This is a genomic window from Amycolatopsis sp. A1MSW2902, assembly GCF_017312175.1.
GTDB classification, from domain to species: Bacteria; Actinomycetota; Actinomycetes; order Mycobacteriales; family Pseudonocardiaceae; genus Amycolatopsis; species Amycolatopsis nivea.
On record NZ_QJPO01000001.1, the window covers coordinates 345,774 to 364,793 of the forward strand.

Genomic DNA, 19,020 nt, shown 5'->3' on the forward strand with positions numbered 1-19,020 from the left:
AGTCCGGGGAATGGCCGGCAGGCCGGCACCCTTCGGAGAGCGCGACCGGCCCCGCGCACAGCGAGGCTCATCCGGTCGCGGGCAGCGCGGGCGGACTCAGCCGCCGGCGGCCGCCGTCACGGCGACTCCGGGCAAAAAATGACTGTGGCGCGCAAGATCGTGCCTCCCCCTGGCATGTGGTCCCACGTTCAGACTCCGTTAACCTAAGCCTAGGCTGCGGAGAGTGTCAACGGCCGAAAGCAGGGCTGCCGACAACGCCGTTGACAGCGGACGGCCCCTCGGTATACTGACAAATATTTCGCGGAATTAGTCCATTGGATTGAATTCCCCGAGTGCGCGATCACCTCATTTCTTCCGGCGGCCGCCGGCGACTTCTCAGCAGGGGGACAGGATGAGCATCGGCCAGTCAGGCACAGCACCGCCCGTTTAGCGTTTCGTTCACAGCCTCGCCTTATTCGGACACACGAACTTGCGGGTGAAAACAGAATGCGCGAAATAGCCGTTTCGTCGGGCCAGCAGCAGCTGTGGATCGCCGACAAAATCAACGCGGTCGCCACCGCGTACAATTTACCGCTGCTTGTCCGATTCCCCGGCGGAGCCGACGAGCGGGCACTGCGGAACGCACTGCGCCGGCTCGCCGGACGCCATCCCCAGTTGCGCACCCGCTACGCCGAGACCGAAGCCGGGCTCTCCGCGACCTGCGCGGACGAACCGGAGATCCCACTCGGCCACCGCCGGTGCGACGACGGCCGGAACTGGGAAGACCTGGTGCTCGAGGCGACAAAAGAGCCGTTCGACCTGGGGATCGGTCCGCCCGCGCGCGCACTGCTGCTGCACCGCGGCGGCGACGCCGACCTGCTGTGCCTGGTCTGCCACCACATCGCCGTCGACGGCTGGTCCTACCGGCTCCTGCTGCGCGACTTCCTCGCGTTCTACGACCACGAGCTCACCGGCGAGGACACCGGGCTCGAACCGCTCGAGACGGGCTACGAGGATTTCGCGGCCGGGGAAAAACGCCGTTCCGAAACCGGCGAGCTCGCCGACGACCTCGCCTATTGGCGAGAGAAAATGGCAGGATTCGAACGCCTCCGGCTGCCTGCGGATTCGTCCCGGCGAAGTGCATCGGCGAGCCCCGGGGCGCAGGTCGAGATCGAACTTTCCGAAGAAACGACATCGGCCCTCAAGAAACTCAGCCTCCGGACCCGTAGCGCGTTTCCCAATGTCATCGCAGCCCTCTTCCAGACGCTGGTCTCGATACAAAGCGGCCAGCAGGACGTCACCACTGGAATCGTTCTCAACGGACGCACCGATCCGCGCTTTCGCGACGTCGTCGGGTTCTTCGTCAACACCGTCCCATTGCGAAGCAGAATTTACACTGGGCTAACATTCCGTGAACTGGCGCGCGCGGTGCATGCCGATGTCCGGGACGCCGTCGACCGCCAGCGGGTGCCGCTCGGCGACCTGGCCGCGGCGGCTCAGGCGGACCGGTCCGCCGCGGGCAACCCGCTGTTCGACGTGGTGTTCCTGCATCACGGCGAGTTCGAATCGGCCGAGGACGCGAAATCGTCCACGGGGGCCGAACGGCAGCACTGGACGAACCCGGTGACCCGGTTCGATCTGGAGTTCCGGTCGATGGTCGTCGACGGACAGCTGAAGGTCGTGCTGACCTACCGGTCCGATCTGTTCGAACGCGACACCGTCGAACGCATGGCCGCGCGGTTCGCGCTGCTCGCCGCGAAGGCGACCGCTGAGCCCGACGCGACGATCGGGCGACTGGGCGGGGCGACGGACGAGGAGCTGGCGGTCCTGGCGTCCTGGAACGACACCGCGGCGCCGGTGCCGGAAACGGATCTGTGGCAGTTGCTGCAGGCACAGGCAGAGCGTTCCCCGGACGCGGAAGCAGTGGCGTTCGGCGACGAGCGCGTCTCGTACGCAGACCTGCACCAGCGCGCCGCCGCGCTCGCGACCCGGCTGGCCGAGCACGGCGCCGGACCCGGCCGGATCGTCGCGGTCGCACTTCCCCGTTCGGTCGAACTGGTCGTGGCCCTGCTCGCCGCACTGCGCACCGGAGCCGCCTATCTGCCGCTGGACGTCGACCTTCCCGACGACCGGCTCCGCTGGATGATCGACGAGGCCGACCCCGCCGCGCTCGTGGCCGAACCCGGGTTCGGCGACCGCCTTCCCGGCACCGCGCCGATCGTCTCCGCTTCCGGCACGGCACCGGTCAGACCGGCGGTCCGGGTCCCGGGAACCGCGCCGGCCTACGTGATCTACACGTCCGGCTCGACCGGCCGGCCCAAGGGCGTCGTAGTGCACCACGAGGCGATCGTCAACCGGCTCCGGTGGATGCAGCACAAGTTCGAGCTGACCCCCGAGGACCGTGTCGTCCAGAAAACCCCCGCGTCCTTCGACGTGTCCGTGTGGGAATTCTTCTGGCCGCTCATCCAGGGCGCGACCCTGGTCGTGGCGAAACCCGGCGGCCACCGCGATCCCGCCTACCTGGCCGAGCTGATCCGCACCGAACGCATCAGCATCGCCCACTTCGTCCCGTCCATGCTCCGCGCGTTCCTCGCCGAACCCCGCTCAGCCGAATGCACCAGCCTGCGCGCGGTCGTCTGCAGCGGCGAAGCACTGCCGCCGGACCTGCAAAACACCTACTACGAAACCCTGCAAGCTCCCCTGTTCAACCTCTACGGCCCCACCGAAGCCGCCGTCGACGTCACCAGCTGGGACTGCCGCCCCGGGCACCCCGCCGTTCCCATCGGACGACCGGTCTGGAACACCCGCGCCTACATCCTCGACAACGACCGCAACCCGCGCCCCATCGGCACGCCCGGAGAGCTGTATCTCGCGGGAACCCAAATCGCACTCGGCTACCTCAACCGCCCCGACCTCACCGCCGAGCGATTCCTCCCCGACCCCTGGGGACCGCCCGGCTCACGCATGTACCGAACCGGCGACATCGCGCGCTGGGACGCCACCGGCAACCTCCATTACCTCGGCCGCGCCGACAACCAGGTCAAAATCCGCGGCCAGAGAATCGAACTCGACGAAATCACCGCGCTCCTCAACGAACATCCCGGTGTCGCCCACGCAGCCACCACGATCCGCGAAACGACCCCCGGGAACCCGCAAATCGTCAGCTACGTCGTCCCCGCCGAACCCTATCTGCAGCGTCTCGCCGAACTCGACGCCGACCTCCCCCGCCACCGCCTGCCCAACGGCGCCGTCATGACCGGCCGCACCCAAGCCGAAATCGACTTCCTCTACGAAGAAATCTTCGACAACAACGAATACCTCCGACACGGAATCCACCTCAACCCCGGCGACACCGTCATCGACATCGGCGCCCACATCGGCATGTTCGCCCTATTCGCCCACAGCCAAGCCGACGACATCACCATCTACGCCTTCGAACCCATCCCCCAGCTCCACCAAGAACTCACCGTCAACACCACACTGCACAACATCAACGCCCGCCTTTTCAACCACGCCCTAGGAGACCAGGACACCACCACCGCGACCTTCACCTACTACCCGCAACTGTCGATTCTCTCCGGACTGCACGCCGACGAAACCCAAGACCGGGCCTCAGTCCACGCCTACGCCCACCGGTACGGCGACGCCGACCCGCTGGTCGACGACCTGATCACCGAACGTCTCCACGACCGCCACGAAATCACCACCCGAATCCGGCCCCTCTCCGACATCATCGACGAACACCACATCGCCGTCATCGGCCTCCTCAAAATCGACGCCGAAAAATCCGAACTCGAAATCCTCCACGGCATCCGACCCGAACACTGGAAAACAATCCGGCAAACCGTCATCGAAGTCCACGACATAAACAACCGCGCCCACACCATCACGGCTCAGCTTCGCGAACTCGGCTTCACCGTCACCACCGAAACCGCCGCCACCCTCACCGGCTCCTCCCTCGTCAACATCTACGCTGCCCGCGAACCCGCACCCACCGCGCCACGGCCCGTCGCCTTCACCACCGCCGACGACCTCGCCGCCGCGCTCCGCGACCACCTCGCCGCCCACCTTCCGCGCTACATGCTCCCCGCCCACTACGTCGCCATTCCCCGAATCCCTCTCTCCCCCAACGGAAAACTCCACCACGCCGCGCTCCCCGCACCCCCGGACGCGACCGTCACCCGCGACAACCGGCCGCTCACCCCTCAAGAACACATCCTCGCCGACCTTTTCGCCGCCGTCCTCGAGCGGCCCGCGATCGGCCTCCACGACAACTTCTTCCAGCACGGCGGCCACTCCCTCCTCGCCGCCCGCCTCGCCACCGCCATCCACACGACGCTCGACCGACCTACCACCATCGCCGACATCTTCGAGTACCCGACGGTGAGCACGCTCGCGGCCGCGCTCGACCAAGAACGGCGCCCGGCAGAGCTGCCGCCGGTCACCGCGCGGCCACGGCCGGAATCCGTGCCGTTGTCCTTCGCACAGCAGCGGTTGTGGTTCCTGAACCAGACGCAGCAGGGCGACCCGACCTATCACTTGCCGACCGTCCTGCGGCTGCGCGGCGAAGTGAACCGGCAAGCGCTGTCGGCCGCCCTCGACGACGTGAGCCGGCGGCACGAGGTGCTGCGCACCGCCTTCCCGGTCGTCGACGGCCAGCCCCGGCAGGAGGTCCGCCACGACGGGCGGATCGAACTGGCGGAAGTCAGCGCCGAGCTTTCCGCGCTGCAGGACATGATCGACGCGGCGGCCGGCCGGCCGTTCGACCTGTCCCGCGAACTGCCCCTCCGGGCGACGCTGTTCCGGCTCGGCCCGGCCGACCACGTGCTGCTCCTGCTCGTCCACCACATCGCGAGTGACGGCTGGTCGATGGCTCCGCTCAGCCGCGATCTCTCGACCGCGTACCGCGCCCGCCTCGCCGGAAACGATCCACAGTGGACACCACTGCCGGTCCAGTACGCGGACTACGCGGTCTGGCAACGAGATCTCGGCGAAGACTCGTACGCGCGGCAGCTGGAGTACTGGCGGACCGCGCTCGCCGGACTGCCCGAGGACCTGCCGCTGCCGTTCGACCGGCCCCGTCCGCGCACTCCGACCAACCGCGGGGCGTCAGTCGACCTCGCGCTGAGCGCGGCGACTCACGAACGAGTGCGCGAGCTCGCCACGCAAACCGGCACCAGCACCTACATGGTCCTGCAGGCGGCGCTGGCCGTCTTGCTGTCCAGGCTCGGGGCAGGCCCCGACGTCCCGATCGGCGGCATCACCGCAGGCCGGACCGACGTCGCGCTGGCGGACCTGGTCGGCTTCTTCGTCAACACGCAGGTGCTGAGAATCGACCTCTCGGGCGCGCCGACGTTCCGCGAGGTGCTGGCCCGGGTGCGCTCGGTCGACCTCGCCGCGTTCGACCACCAGGACGTTCCCTTCGACACCGTCGTGGAACTCCTCAATCCGCCTCGGCTGCTCTCCCGGCACCCGCTTTTCCAGGTCATGCTGACCACCCGCACCCAGGCCGAATACGAGTTCGTCCTGCCAGGGCTGTCGGTCGAGCCGCTGCGCGCGGACGTCCGCACCGCCAAGTTCGACCTGACTTTCGGCTTCATCGAACAGTTCGCCGACGCGGGCGGCAGCGCGGGCATCGAAGGCAAGATCGAGTACGCCACCGACCTGTTCGACGCCGGCACTGTCCAGCGGATGGCCCGGCAACTGTCCTCGCTGCTGGACCGGGCCGTCGCCGAGCCTGACACGGCGGTCGGGCAGTTGAGCGTGGTGACGGACGAGGAACTGGCGGTCCTGGCGTCCTGGAACGACACCGCGGTCCCGGTGCCGGAAACCGGGTTGTGGGAGTTGCTGCAGGCACAGGCCGAGCGTTCCCCGGACGCGGAAGCGATCGTGTTCGGCGAGGAACGCGTCTTGTACGCAGACCTGCACCAGCGCGCCGCCGCGCTGGCGACCCGGCTGGCCGAGCACGGCGCCGGTCCTGGGCGTGTTGTCGGCATCGCATTGCCGCGCTCAGTCGACCTCGTCGTGGCCCTGCTCGCCGCGCTGCGCACCGGAGCCGCCTACCTCCCGCTGGACGTCGACCTTCCCGACGACCGGCTCCGCTGGATGATCGACGAGGCCGACCCCGCCGCCCTGGTGGCCGACCCAGCGTTCCGGCACCGTTTCCCCGGGACCGCACCGATCGTGGCCGCCCCCGGTGACGGTGCCGTTGTCGCGCCAGCACGCCCGGTTCGGGGCGACGCACCCGCTTACGTGATCTACACGTCCGGCTCGACCGGTCGGCCTAAAGGCGTCGTAGTGCATCACGAGGCGATCGTCAACCGGCTCCAGTGGATGCAGCACAAATTCCGCCTCACTCCCGACGACCGCGTCATTCAGAAAACCCCCGCGTCCTTCGACGTCTCGGTCTGGGAATTCTTCTGGCCGCTCACCCAGGGCGCGACCCTGGTCGTGGCGAAACCCGGCGGCCACCGCGATCCCGCGTATCTCGCCGAACTGATCCGCACGGAAGAAATCAGCATCGCGCATTTCGTCCCGTCCATGCTTCGCGCTTTCGTAACCGAACCTCGCGCAGCCAATTGCACGTCCCTCCGCGCGGTCGTCTGCAGCGGTGAAGCGCTGCCGCCGGACCTGCAAAACACCTACTACGAAACGCTACAGGCACCGCTGTTCAACCTCTACGGGCCTACCGAGGCCGCCGTCGACGTCACCAGCTGGGACTGCCGCCCCGGACATCCGACGGTCCCGATTGGCAAGCCCGTCTGGAACACCCGCGCTTACGTGCTAGACGAACACCGCGACCCGCGCCCCATCGGCGTACCCGGCGAGCTGTATCTCGCGGGAACCCAAATCGCACTCGGCTACCTCAACCGCCCCGACCTCACCGCTGAACGATTCCTTGCCGACCCATGGGGGTCGCCAGGCGATCGGATGTACCGGACCGGCGACATCGCGCGCTGGGACGCCACCGGCAACCTGCACTATCTCGGCCGCGCCGACAACCAGGTCAAAATCCGCGGCCAGAGAATCGAACTCGACGAAATCACCGCACTCCTCAACGAACACCCCGGTGTCGCCGACGCCGCCACCGCCTTGCGCGAAACCACCCCTGGCAACCCGCAAATCGTCAGCTACGTCGTCCCCGCCGAACCCTATCTGCGACGCCTCGCCGAACTCGACGCCGACCTCCCCCGCCACCGCCTGCCCAACGGCGCCGTCATGACCGGCCGCACCCAAGCCGAAATCGACTTCCTCTACGAAGAAATCTTCGACAACAACGAATACCTCCGACACGGAATCCACCTCAACCCCGGCGACACCGTCATCGACATCGGCGCCCACATCGGCATGTTCGCCCTATTCGCCCACAGCCAAGCCGACGACATCACCATCTACGCCTTCGAACCCATCCCCCAGCTCCACCAAGAACTCACCGTCAACACCACACTGCACAACATCAACGCCCGCCTTTTCAACCACGCCCTAGGAGACCAGGACACCACCACCGCGACCTTCACCTACTACCCGCAACTGTCGATTCTCTCCGGACTGCACGCCGACGAAACCCAAGACCGGGCCTCAGTCCACGCCTACGCCCACCGGTACGGCGACGCCGACCCGCTGGTCGACGACCTGATCACCGAACGTCTCCACGACCGCCACGAAATCACCACCCGAATCCGGCCCCTCTCCGACATCATCGACGAACACCACATCGCCGTCATCGGCCTCCTCAAAATCGACGCCGAAAAATCCGAACTCGAAATCCTCCACGGCATCCGACCCGAACACTGGAAAACAATCCGGCAAACCGTCATCGAAGTCCACGACATAAACAACCGCGCCCACACCATCACCGCGATGCTCGAAGACCGCGGCTTCAGCGTCACCCGCGAAACTCCGGAAACCCTCACCGGTTCCACACTCGTCAACCTCTACGCCACCCGCGAACCCTCGGCCTCCGCCCAGATTCCCCGCGCACCACAGCACCCGACTCCCGCGGGCCTCGCCGCCGCGCTCCGCGACCACCTCGCCGCCCGGCTTCCGCACTACATGCTCCCCGCCCATCACGTCGTGATCCCTCGGATCCCCCTCTCCCCCAACGGAAAACTCGACCGCTCCGCGCTCCCGGCACCGCACGTCGCCGCTGCCCGGGACCCCCGGCCCGCGACGCCCCAGGAACAGGCCCTCGCCAGACTCTTCGCCGCCGTCCTCGAGCGGCCCGCGATCGGCCTCCACGACAACTTCTTCCAGCACGGCGGCCACTCCCTCCTCGCCGCCCGCCTCGCCACCGCCATCCACACCGCCTTCGACCGCCCCGTCACCATCGCCGACGTCTTCCAGGCGCCGACGGTCGAGCAAATGAGCGAACTGCTGGAGAGAAACCAGCTCGACGATCCGTTCCGGGTGCTGCTCCCGCTCGCTCCCGGAAGGTCCGGAACCCCGCTTTTCCTGCTGCACCCCGGAATCGGCATCGGATGGGCGTACGCGGGGTTCGCCGGCCATTTACCGGACCTCCCGCTGTACGCCGTGCAGGCCCGTTCTCTCTCCGAAGCCTCCTACGCTCCGGGCAGCTTGCGAGAGATGGCGCGGGACTGCCTGGCGCAGATCCGGCGAGTACAGCCCGAGGGCCCGTACCGCTTGCTGGGCTGGTCCTTCGGCGGGAACCTCGCGCACGAGACAGCCGTCCTCCTCCAGGAGTCCGGTGCGAAGGTCGAACTGCTGGCGATCGCCGACGGCTACCCGTACGCGGGAGAACCCGGCAGCGACGGATGGAGCGCGCGGGCCAGCGAGGAATGGGTCGAACGGCTGCGGCTGGGAGACGGCGCCCTGCAGTCGATGAGCAGGGAACAGCTGAACCGCGTCTCGGAGGTGCTGATGACGAACATGCGCCTCGCCGAAGCCCACGAGCCTGCCCGGTTCCGCGGCGACGTCGTGTTCTTCCGCGCACAGGGCCACCGGGACGTGCCCGCCCGGAAGCCGGGGGCGTGGCAGCCGTTCGTCGCCGGAGAGCTGGCGGTGCACGACGTTCCCGCCGGCCACCATCACCTGCTCGACCCCGAACCGCTCGCCCGGATCGCCGCGGTGCTGCGGGACCAGCTGACTTCGCGACAGGAATGAGCATCCCCATGGGACACGGTGAAACGAAGGCAGTCGAGATCCGCGGGCTCTGCCGCGTCTACCAGCGCAAAAAGGAGGTTCGGCACGCGCTCAGCGACGTCGATCTCGAAGTGGCCGAGGGACAGGTGCACGGACTGCTCGGCCCGAACGGAGCGGGCAAGACCACCCTGTGCAAGATCCTCTGTACAGTCCTGCTGCCGACCTCGGGCAGCGCGAAGATCCACGGGCACGACGTGGTCGCGGACGCCGACGCGGTGCGGCGCGCCATCGGCATCGTCTTCGGCGGCGAACGGGGTCTGTACCTCCGGCTGACTGCCCGGCAGAACCTCCTCTACTGGGCCGCGCTGTACCGGCAGCCGCGCAAGACGGCCAAGAAACAGGTCGTCGCGCTGCTGGACCGGCTCGGTCTCGCCGATCGCGCCGACGACCCGGTCGAGACCATGTCCCGGGGCATGAAGCAGCGGCTGCACCTCGCCCGCGGACTGATCGGCGACCCCAGGGTGCTGATCTTCGACGAGCCGACCGTCGGCATGGACCCGGTCGCGGCGCGGGACTTCCGCCGGCTCGTCGCCGAACTCCGGGACGACGGCCGTTCGATCCTGGTCACGACGCACGACATGGCCGAGGCCGAGGCGCTCTGCGACCGCGTGTCCCTGATCGACGGCGGCCGGATGCTCGCGACCGAGGAACCGAAGACCCTCGGCCAGTGGATTTCCCGTTACGAGCGGGTCGTCGCCGGGCAACTGCCCGCCGAGGCCAGGCGCCGGATCGAAGCGCTGCCGGGAGTCGCCTCGGTCGCCGAACGGCCCGACGGCTCCGCGGTGATCGAGACGGCCGCGGAGGGCGCCTCGGCCGAGGTGCTGCGCGCACTGCTCGACGCGGGAGTCACCCAGGTTTCGGCTGCGCGGCCCAGCCTCGAAGAGGTCTATCTGCGCGTGATCGGGGATCGAGGGCTCAGCGTCCGATGATCTCCCTCTTCCTGTCCTCCGCGCGATTCCAGCTCTCGGTCCTGCGCCGCACGCCGGACTACCTGCTGTCGCTGGTGACGATCCCCCTGCTGGCGATCGCGATGCTGGCGATCATGCGCCAGGCGGGCCGGGCGGACCTGGCCCCGTACGCCATCATCGGCTCGGCCATGATGACGGTCTGGGCCACCGCGCTGTTCGTGTCCGGCGAACTGATCGACATCGAACGATGGGGCGGCACCCTCGAAGGGGTGCTGGCCGCGCCCGCACCGTACCCGGTGCTGCTGCTCGGCCGGATCGCCGCGATCACCGTGGTCAGCTTCGGCGGGCTGGCCGAGAGCTCCGTCGTCGGATGGGCGGTCTTCGGTTCGGTCGTCACCGTCGCCCATCCCGTTCTCTTCGTGCTCACCCTGGTCTGCACCGCGGCGGCGATGGTGGGCACCGCGTCGATCATGGCGGCGCTGTTCGCGCTCGCCCGCTCGGCCCGGATCTTCCAGAACTCGATGTCGTATCCGTTCTACATCCTGGGCGGGACGATCGTGCCGATCTCGTTCCTGCCGGACTGGGCCCAGCCGGTCGCCAGGGTGTTCTTCCTTTCCTGGTCCTCGGACCTGCTTCGCGACTGCCTGCGCCCCGAGGCCCCGCACCAGCCGGTGCTGCGGCTGGCGATCGTGCTCGGGCTGGGCGGGGCCGGGCTGGTCGCCGGGACAGCGCTGATGAAGGCGATCCTGAACAGACTGCGACGCAACGGGACGGTGGGGTACGCGTGAGGGGCTCGGTGCTGGAGAACGGCAGGATTCTGCGCTGCGCGGCGGTCAGCGCGCTGACCGACATGCGCTCCACCTACACGTGGAAATCGTGGACGTTCGCGTGGCTCGCCCGGATCCTGTGCCAGGTCACGCTGTTCGCGCTGATCGGGCGCTTGCTCGGGTCCCAGTCCAGCCTCGAGTACCTGGTCGTGGGCAACTCGGTGTACATCACCGCCGACGTGGTGCTGCTGGTGGTCGCGAGCACCTCGTGGGAACGGCTGACCGGCACTTTCCCGCTGCTGGCCAGCAGCCCGTCGGACCCGTTCGTCGTGCTGGTCGGCCGCAGCGTGCAATGGATGCTGGACGGCATCGCGTGCAGTTCGGTCTGCCTGCTGTTGCTGGCCCCGGTGCTCGGCGTGCAGCTGCCAGTGGGCGCCGCCCTGCTCTCGGTGCCGATCATCGTCGTGGTGAGCATCAGCGCCTACGCGTTCGGCCTGACGATCGGGATGCTCGCGCTCCGGTTCATGCCGGCGCGCAACCTGATCGGACGGCTGGCCAGCATCATGCTCATGATCGTCACCGGCGTCCAGGTGCCGGTGGCCTTCTGGCCCGGCTGGGTGCGGGCGGTCAGCCAGGTCGTCCCGCTCACGCACGGCCTGCAGGCGGTGCGCGACGTGCTGCACGGGGCGGGCGCCGGACAGGTCCTGCCGAATGTCGCGCTGGAACTGGCTGTGTTCGCGGGCTGGCTGCTGATCGCGTTCCTGGTCTGCCGCCGGATCTTCACGACGGGCCGCCGCGACGGCACCATCGAGTTCGGCGGCTGACCGGCTCAGCCGCGGGGCTTCATCGCGGACGCGAACACCACCGCCACCAGGCACAATGCCAGCGGAAGCAGGAACGCGACGTTCAGCGGCACCCAGTGCGCCAGCCCGCCGATGATCGCCGGGCCGGCCAGCAGCCCGACGTAGCCGACGCCGACCACCCGCGCCATCAGCGCCCCGGACGCGCGTTTGTCCAGGTTGCCCGCCGCGGTGAACAGCTGCGGGACGCCGCCGGACAGCCCGAGCCCGAACAACGCCCAGCCGCACAACGACAGCGGCACCCACGGCGCGAGCGACGCGATAGCCAGTCCCAGCGCGGCGAGCCCGCTGCCGTAACGGACCACCGCGACCGGTCCGGCCAGCGCGGCGACCCGGTCGGTCGCGAACCGGCCGACGGTCATCGCCACCGCGAACGAGCCGTAAGCCAGGGCGGCGGTGCTTTCGGACGTCCCCAGCCCGTCCCGGAGATACAGCGCGGCCCAGTCGTTCGCGACGCCCTCGGACAGCATCAGCGCGAAAGCCAGCAGACCGAGCAGCCACACCACGCGCATCGGGGTGCGGGCCGGTTTGGCTTCCTCGGTGGTTTCTTCGGCGGTCTCCTCCGACGAGTCGAGCAAGTACCGGCGGACCACCAGCGAAACCACGATGCACAGGACTCCGGTACCGCCGAGCGACACGAGCGTCGGCACTCCCGCGCCAAGCACCGCCGCGCCGACGACGGCCGCGATCGCACCGCCGATCGACCACATCGCGTGGAAGGCGGCCATGATCGGCCGCGGATAAGCGCGTTCGACGACTACCGCGTGCGCGTTCATCGCGACGTCGAGGGAGCCGTTGAAGAACCCGAACGCCGCGAGCGCGAGCCCGAGCGTCCACCAGTTCGCCGCGAACCCCGGCAGCACCACCGCGACCCCGACGAGCACCCCCGCGACGGACACCACCCGCGGATGCCCGAACCGGTCCGCGAGCGGGCCGGTGACCTGCATCCCGATCAGCGCCGATCCGCCGAGCACGAGCAGCAGCGCCCCGAGCGCGGTGTGCGAGACGCCGGTCGCGCGCTCGATCACCGGGATGTGCACCACCCACATGCCGACCGCGAACCCGCACAGGGCGAACACGATCCAGGTGCCGACGCGCGCCGCGCGGGGCAGCACCGGGGGCGGGGAAAGCTCGGTCATCGGGCTCGGCTCCTCTTCGGGGGTCGGGTCCAGTCAGGAACACGGGTGCGGGACGGGCTGGGGCATGATGGGCGGGTGGAAGCCGAACCGATCGCCGCCCCGTGAGCGAGGGCTACCTGAAGGGCAGAATCCGCCGGGACGACATCGTGTCGGCGGCCGCCGCGGTGTACGGCGAGGCCGGCTACCACGGCGCGTCGCTGCGGGAAATAGCCAAACGAGCAGGCATCACCCACGCCGGCTTGCTGTACCACTTCCCGACGAAGGAAGCACTGCTCGCGGCAGTCCTGGAACGCCGCGACGCCGAGGACGCCGTCCGGGAACAACTCTCCGCCCCGCCCGGCCTGGAAGTCCTGCGCCGCTTCATCGCGCTGGCCGAATACAACGTCCGCCACCGGGGCATCGTCGAGGTGTACTCCCGCCTCGCCGCCGAAGCGGTGTCGGAGGACCACCCCGCACACGCCTACTTCGCCCGCCATTACCGCGAGGCCCGCGAGAGCATCGCCCAGTCGTTCCGCGCGCTCGCCGAAACAGGCGAGCTGCGCCCCGGCACGGACCCGGACTTGGCGGCACTCACCTTCATCGCACTGATGGACGGCCTCCAGGTCCAGTGGCTCACCACCCCCACGCAAGTAGATGCAGTCGGTTCCCTCCGCCTCTCTCTGCAAACTCTCCTGACCGTCCCCCTGTTCCCGAAATAGGCGAAACCCGAAAATCCACCCCTGGATGGCGGATCTCCGCCAGCGCCGTCCGTGAGGGCCACCCTCATTGACTCTGATTCCCTCAGGGTTCCCCTCACGACCCTCCACCGTCCGCGAGGGGCCCCTTCACTGACTCAGATTCCCTCAAGGAGCCCTTCACGGACCGTCCCGCCACCAGACCGGGATGCCGCCCCAATGCGGCATTGGTTGCGTCCCATGCACCGAACGCCACATTGGGTGCATCCCACGCACCCAATGCCACATTGGGGCGCTAGCCCCCACCCCACCCACCCGCAGCCGATGCACCCACGAGCGAGGCACCCAGCCCCTCCCCCGCACCCCGATACGAAGCCTCCCTGCGGTCTGGGGGTGCTTGTCAAGGCATCTTTCCCGCCTTGACAAGCACCCCCAGACCGTCAGCACAATCAAGCTTCGGGGTGCCCCACGCAACCAAGGAACGCGATGTCGCCGCCAGGCGACGAGCCGTTCACAACGTCCGCGAAAACGGATCCCACTCAACGGGCAACAGCTCCCCCGGCTCCACCCGACTGGAGACCTCAACCCCCACCCCAAGCTCCATGGACTCCTCAACAGCCACCATCACATCCAGCACGTGATAAGCCATCTCCCCTGAAGCCCTCTCCCCCACCCCAGCCCGAACCGCCCGAGCCAAATCAAGCACCCCCGTACCCCGAGAACCCGAATGCCCCACCGCGGCAACCTCCTCAGACTCCCCACCCACATGCAAGACAGCAGAACCGTCAAACCGATTAGGATCCGGCAAAACCGCAGTCCCCAACGAACCAGAAACCTCAACAACTCCAGTCCGCCGCAACGCAGAATCAAAAGACAACAAAACCTGCGCACACCCCCCGCGCACAAACTCGATCAACGCACTAACCGTAGTAGGCACAGTAACCGCAAACTCAACACCAGCCCGAGGCCCAGCCCCAATCACCCGAGTCTCCCGCCCCCGCCCGCCAACCCCAGTAACCTTCCGCACCGCCCCAAAAACCTGCACCAGCTGCGTCAAGTAATAAGGCCCGATATCCAGCAACGGCCCGCCCCCGGCCTGAAACAAAAACTCCGGCGCGGGATGCCAGCTCTCCGGCCCAGGCGTCTGAAACAACGCCAGCGCCGCAACAGGAACCCCGATCCGGTCAAGCGCACGAAGCGCGGTCTGGTGCCCAGCCCCCAGAAGGGTGTCCGGCGCCCCAGCCACCCTCACGCCCTTTTCCCGCGCCCGGTCGAGAAGTTTCCGGACCGTCTGCCGATCCACCCCGATCGGTTTCTCCGTCCAAACGTGCTTCCCCGCCTCCACCGCCGCGAGACTCACCTCGACATGCACCGCGGGCACAGTCAGATTCACGACGATCTCGACATCCGGCAACGCGAGCAGATCCGCCATCGACCCACTCCACGGAACCCCGTATTTCGCCGCCTGCCCCCGAGCCCGGGATAAATCGAGATCAGCGATCCCCACCACCCGCAGATCCGGAAACGCCGTCAAATTCTCCAAATAGGTGTCACTGATAAACCCAGCCCCGACAACCCCGACCCCGACCGTCACTTCCCCACCCCGGCGAGATAAGCGAAACTCTCCGCGATACCCCCGAAAACATCCTCATGCCGATCGAACTCCACCACCCGCAACGCCTCCGGAGCCGCCGCGAGCACGTCCGCCAGCGGCACCCGCCCCTGCCCCGCGGGCACCTGCCCGGAAGCATCGACCGCCAGCGACCCGTCCTTCACGTGAATCGCGCACACCCGCTCCGCCAGCCGACGCAGCAACGCGGGTGCGTCCTCACCGCCCGCCGCGGCCCAGTAGGCGTCGACCTCCAGCACGACCTCCGGGTCAAGCCGATCCGCGAAGACCTCCAACGCGCTGCGCCCGTCGATCCGCGATTCCAGCTCCCACCAATGATTGTGGTACCCGACCCGCACGCCGTACCCGGCCGCGACCTTCGCCGCGGCATTGAGCGCTTCCGCAGCGGCAACGATATCCGCTGAATTCTGCCACTGTGCCGCCGGAATCATTGGTTCGATGACGACTTCGATCCCCAATTCCCGAGCCGCCGCGAACACCGCATCCAGCTCCTTCCCGACCAACGCGGCATGTGCGGTCGGCGCGCTCAACCCGTGCGCGGCCAGCCCCGCACGAAGCGCCTCGACGTTCTCCACCACCCCGTACGGCTCCACGCTGCCGAACCCGATCGCAGCCAGCCTCCGCAACGTCTCGTCCGGATCGGCCGCGAACGCGTCGCGCACCGAGTAGAGCTGCACCGAAGGTCCATCCATGCCAACTCCCAGCAGTAGAGGGCTTTCGCCAATTCCTACCACCTGGTCAGAATTGACACCAGGACAAAACCGGACGGAAATCCCGGGGACAAGATCAGCCGAGTTCCTTGTGCCAGATCAGAAAATCGCACGGAGTGGCCAGCAGCGGAGCCAGCTCCGGATGCGGCCCGTCGATCGTTGAAGTCTCCACCACCCGGTACCCCAGCCGGCCGTACCACTGCGCGAGGAACTCCTTGGACGGATGCGTCCACTCCCGCGGCACCAGCAGCTCGAGCTGCATCCGCGTGCACCCCCCGGCCCGGCAATGCCTCTCCGCGAACCGGACCAGCTCCCGCCCGATCCCCGCGCCGCGCACCTCCGGCGAGGCAGCGAGCAGACCGAACTCCCCGAGATCCTCAGCCAGCCGCTGGATCCGGACCGAGCCCACCACGGCCCCGTCGATCCGGGCGACCGCGATTTCCCCGGCGCGAACCAGCCCGGCCATCTCCGCGGCGTTGGTCCGATCGGCCGAACCGGCCCACAATCCCGCCTCGGCCTTCGCGTAGACGGTGTTCACCAGATCGGTCAGCAAGGCCACCAGCGCGGCGTCCTCGGCGGCGGACGGCGGCAGAAAGGCGATCTCCGGAGTCGTCACCTGTCCAGACTAACCACACTCAGCTGGCGGCCGAGCCGGAAACCGCGGGCCGTGCCTCCCCGAAGCCGCCGTAGCGACCGGCTTTCGCGCGCTTGCGCACCTCGTCGAAATGCCGGTGCACCGCGTGCGCGGCCGCTTCCGCGTCGCCGCTCACGAGCGCGTCCACGATCGCCTGGTGTCGTTTCGCGGTGGCCGGAGCGGACGAAACCGGCCCGCCCATTTCGCCTTCCGCGGCCCGGTAGACGTCCCAGAACAAGCCGGTCAGCTCGCGCGCCAGGTCGAACCCCGCCTCGGCGCAGATGAGGTCGTGGAATTCGCGGTCGGCCACCGCCGCGTCCGGCCCCTTGCGGCGCATCCGCGCCACGCACGCCTGCAGTTCCCCGATCAGCTCCGGCCGGTGGTCGCGCGCGACCCGGCTGGTCAGCTCCGTTTCGATCATCTCGCGGACCTCGAGCAGGTCGCGCAGCCGTCCGGCGTCGGTGCTGCCGCGGCTGCGCGTGCGGAAGAGCAGCCACGTCTGCAGCGCCTCCGACCCCGCCGAGCCGACGAACGTGCCGTACCCGTGCCGGACCTCGACGATGCCGAGCGCCTGCAGCGCCTTCACCGCCTCCCGGATCGAATTCCGGCTGACCCCGATGTCCTCGGCGAGGCTCAATTCGGTCGGCATCGGCGCGCCGGTCGGCAGCTGCCGGTCGACGATCAGGTCGATGATCTGCTTGGTGATCTCTTCACTGCGTTGCGGGCGCGCCACACGTGTCTCCCGGATGTCTTTCTTGCACTGGCACGTCGCCATCGGAGGACATCCTACGTCATGATCGGCTCGCGCCGCTGCACCCGCGCGGGTGGGAACAAGCCTCTTGACCGGGGCGGGAACGGGACTTAGGGTTCCGGCAAGTCATAGGACGTCCCACGTCCTACTTCTCGATGCTTTCTGGGTGGAACACCGCATCAAGTCAGGAGACGCCATGTCCCGAACCGCCATGGGGACTCAGTTCAACCGGCGCGCACTGCTGCGCTACGCCGGCCTCGCCGGGGCCGCCGCAGCGGTTTCGTCGACGCTCGCCGCGTGCGGCGGCCCCGCGTCGACCAACAAGACCGGCAGTTCGTCCGGTTCGGTCACCGCGGTGATCGGGTACGGCAACAACCAGACCTGGGACCCGCTGCAGACCGCGTCGGCGTTCGCGATGGCGGCGATCCTGCACAGCTACGAATCGCTCGTCGAGGGCGATCCGGTCACCCGGGAACCGTTCCCCGGCCTGGCCAAGGCGCTGCCTGCCGACCTCAAGAGCACCACGCTGCGCTTCGAACTGCGCGACGGCGCGAAGTGGCACGACGGGAAGCCGGTGACCGCGGACGACGTGGTGTTCACCTACGCCCGTGTGCTCGACCCGAAAGAAAACGTGCTCATCCACAGCTTCTTCTCGCAGTGGCTGGAGTCGGTCACGAAGGTCGACGCGAAGACAGTGGAGTTCAAGCTGAAGTTCGCGTTCCCGTACGCGCTGCAGCGGATCCAGATCTGCAAGATCGTGCCCAAGCACGTGTTCGAGAACAACTGGAAGGCCGCCGCCGCGGGCAAGGTCGTCGGCTCCGGGCCGTACAAGATCACCGAGCAGGCGCCGCTTTCGCACACCTCGTTCGAGAAGTTCGCGGACTACAACGGCCCGCGCCCGGCCGCGTACGACAAGATGCTCTGGAAGTCCATTGTGGATTCCGCACCGCGAGTGGCGGCGATCTCCGGGGCCAAGCCGGACGCGCAGATCGCGGAGAACATCCCGCCCGCCAACGCCGAGCAGCTCCGCAAGGCGGGCCGCACGGTCGAATTCGCCGACGGCGGCAACAACCTGTTCCTGCTTTTCAACACCAAGCACTCGCCGTTCGCCGACAAGCGGGTCCGCCAGGCGCTGCATTACGCGATCGACAAGAAGAAGATGATCGAGATCGGCTTGCGCGGCACCGGAACCGCGGGCACGTCGTTCATCAACCCCAAGCTGCCCGGTTCGCAGCCCGCGTCGCAGAGTTTCGAGTTCAACCCGGAAAAGGCGAAGCAGCTGCTCGCCGAAGCGGGTGTGAGCGGACTGAGGATCTCGCTGTCCACAACGAACACTTCGCTGGTGCTCGACTGCGTCAAGGTGATCAAGGAGGGCTGGGACGCGATCGGCGTGCAGACCACTTTGGACTCCCAGGACACGAAGGCGCTGTTCTCCAAACTGGACAACGGCGACGACTTCCAGGTCGTGGCCACCACGAACAACCCGCTGCAGTTCGGCAACGACCCCGACCTGCTCATCCGCTACTACTACGACGCGCAATCGGTGCTCATGACGAAGTACGCGCGCTGGAACGGCGACGACACCAACGCGTTGCTCGCGTTGCAGGACAAGGCCGCCGCGGAAACCGACGAGACGAAGCGCGGCGGGCTGTACAAGCAGTTGCTCGACCAGATTTCCGAGCAGGCGGTGATCTACCCGATCGTCTTCACGCAGATGGGGACCGCGTGGGACCCGAAGGCGATCAGCGGCGTCCGCGCCCAGGGATACCCGGGCATCTACCTCAACCAGGCCAAACCGGTCTGACAAGG

At 67.9% G+C, this 19,020-nt stretch carries 11 protein-coding genes; 6 read left to right on the forward strand and 5 right to left on the reverse strand.

Translation table 11 applies throughout. The features are described from left to right. Nucleotides 1-486: 486 nt before the first annotated feature. Genes DMP23_RS01700 through DMP23_RS01715 form a run of 4 tightly spaced genes read left to right on the forward strand, consistent with a single transcriptional unit; the run spans nucleotide 487 to nucleotide 11,637 of the window. Complete coding sequence (locus DMP23_RS01700; RefSeq protein ID WP_337819941.1) at nucleotides 487-9,099, forward strand: amino acid adenylation domain-containing protein; 8,613 nt, start codon at nucleotides 487-489, stop codon at nucleotides 9,097-9,099. 8 nt (nucleotides 9,100-9,107) lie between these two features. Beyond that, on the forward strand, nucleotides 9,108-10,067 hold the full coding sequence (locus DMP23_RS01705; RefSeq protein ID WP_337819942.1) for an ABC transporter ATP-binding protein: 960 nt from the start codon (nucleotides 9,108-9,110) through the stop codon (nucleotides 10,065-10,067). After that, nucleotides 10,064-10,834 (forward strand): ABC transporter permease, encoded by a 771-nt coding sequence (locus DMP23_RS01710; protein ID WP_037818579.1) that lies wholly within the window; start codon nucleotides 10,064-10,066, stop codon nucleotides 10,832-10,834. The genes DMP23_RS01705 and DMP23_RS01710 overlap by 4 nt, the downstream gene beginning before the upstream one ends. Then, nucleotides 10,831-11,637, forward strand: a complete 807-nt coding sequence (locus tag DMP23_RS01715; protein WP_158714564.1) for an ABC transporter permease — start codon at nucleotides 10,831-10,833, stop codon at nucleotides 11,635-11,637. Before DMP23_RS01710 ends, DMP23_RS01715 begins: the two co-directional genes overlap by 4 nt. Nucleotides 11,638-11,642: 5 nt before the next feature. On the opposite strand, the gene DMP23_RS01720 is transcribed toward DMP23_RS01715, so the two are convergent. Continuing rightward, nucleotides 11,643-12,812, reverse strand: coding sequence for an MFS transporter (locus DMP23_RS01720; RefSeq protein ID WP_134733379.1), 1,170 nt, complete (start codon nucleotides 12,810-12,812; stop codon nucleotides 11,643-11,645). 101 nt (nucleotides 12,813-12,913) lie between these two features. Between DMP23_RS01720 and DMP23_RS01725 the strand changes: the two genes are divergently transcribed. Then, nucleotides 12,914-13,510 (forward strand): TetR/AcrR family transcriptional regulator, encoded by a 597-nt coding sequence (locus tag DMP23_RS01725; protein WP_337819943.1) that lies wholly within the window; start codon nucleotides 12,914-12,916, stop codon nucleotides 13,508-13,510. A gap of 487 nt (nucleotides 13,511-13,997) precedes the next feature. Here DMP23_RS01725 and DMP23_RS01730 read toward each other — a convergent pair whose 3' ends face one another. The 4 genes from DMP23_RS01730 to DMP23_RS01745 form a co-directional block, all read right to left on the reverse strand. Then, a complete protein-coding gene (locus DMP23_RS01730; protein ID WP_337819944.1) occupies nucleotides 13,998-15,080 on the reverse strand; it encodes a Gfo/Idh/MocA family protein in 1,083 nt (360 codons plus the stop codon). Next, entirely contained in the window at nucleotides 15,077-15,808 is a 732-nt protein-coding gene (locus DMP23_RS01735) for a sugar phosphate isomerase/epimerase family protein (protein ID WP_337819945.1), read from the reverse strand. The genes DMP23_RS01730 and DMP23_RS01735 overlap by 4 nt, the downstream gene beginning before the upstream one ends. Nucleotides 15,809-15,902: 94 nt before the next feature. After that, nucleotides 15,903-16,442: a GNAT family N-acetyltransferase gene (locus DMP23_RS01740; RefSeq protein ID WP_337819946.1), complete on the reverse strand. Its 540-nt coding sequence runs from the start codon at nucleotides 16,440-16,442 to the stop codon at nucleotides 15,903-15,905. A gap of 19 nt (nucleotides 16,443-16,461) precedes the next feature. Further along, nucleotides 16,462-17,193: a FadR/GntR family transcriptional regulator gene (locus tag DMP23_RS01745; RefSeq protein WP_043833627.1), complete on the reverse strand. Its 732-nt coding sequence runs from the start codon at nucleotides 17,191-17,193 to the stop codon at nucleotides 16,462-16,464. A 214-nt stretch (nucleotides 17,194-17,407) separates the two neighbouring features. On the opposite strand from DMP23_RS01745, the gene DMP23_RS01750 reads away from it, so the two are divergent. Beyond that, nucleotides 17,408-19,015 (forward strand): ABC transporter substrate-binding protein, encoded by a 1,608-nt coding sequence (locus tag DMP23_RS01750; protein ID WP_337819947.1) that lies wholly within the window; start codon nucleotides 17,408-17,410, stop codon nucleotides 19,013-19,015. The last annotated feature ends 5 nt before the right edge of the window (nucleotides 19,016-19,020 follow it).

Bases quoted from the DNA above. Each gene is read 5' to 3' on its own strand.
- DMP23_RS01700 (WP_337819941.1), top strand. From the start codon at position 487: ATGCGCGAAATAGCCGTTTCGTCGGGCCAGCAGCAGCTGTGGATCGCC.
- DMP23_RS01705 (WP_337819942.1), top strand. From the start codon at position 9,108: ATGGGACACGGTGAAACGAAGGCAGTCGAGATCCGCGGGCTCTGCCGC.
- DMP23_RS01710 (WP_037818579.1), top strand. From the start codon at position 10,064: ATGATCTCCCTCTTCCTGTCCTCCGCGCGATTCCAGCTCTCGGTCCTG.
- DMP23_RS01720 (WP_134733379.1), bottom strand. From the start codon at position 12,812: ATGACCGAGCTTTCCCCGCCCCCGGTGCTGCCCCGCGCGGCGCGCGTC.
- DMP23_RS01735 (WP_337819945.1), bottom strand. From the start codon at position 15,808: ATGGATGGACCTTCGGTGCAGCTCTACTCGGTGCGCGACGCGTTCGCG.
- DMP23_RS01750 (WP_337819947.1), top strand. From the start codon at position 17,408: ATGTCCCGAACCGCCATGGGGACTCAGTTCAACCGGCGCGCACTGCTG.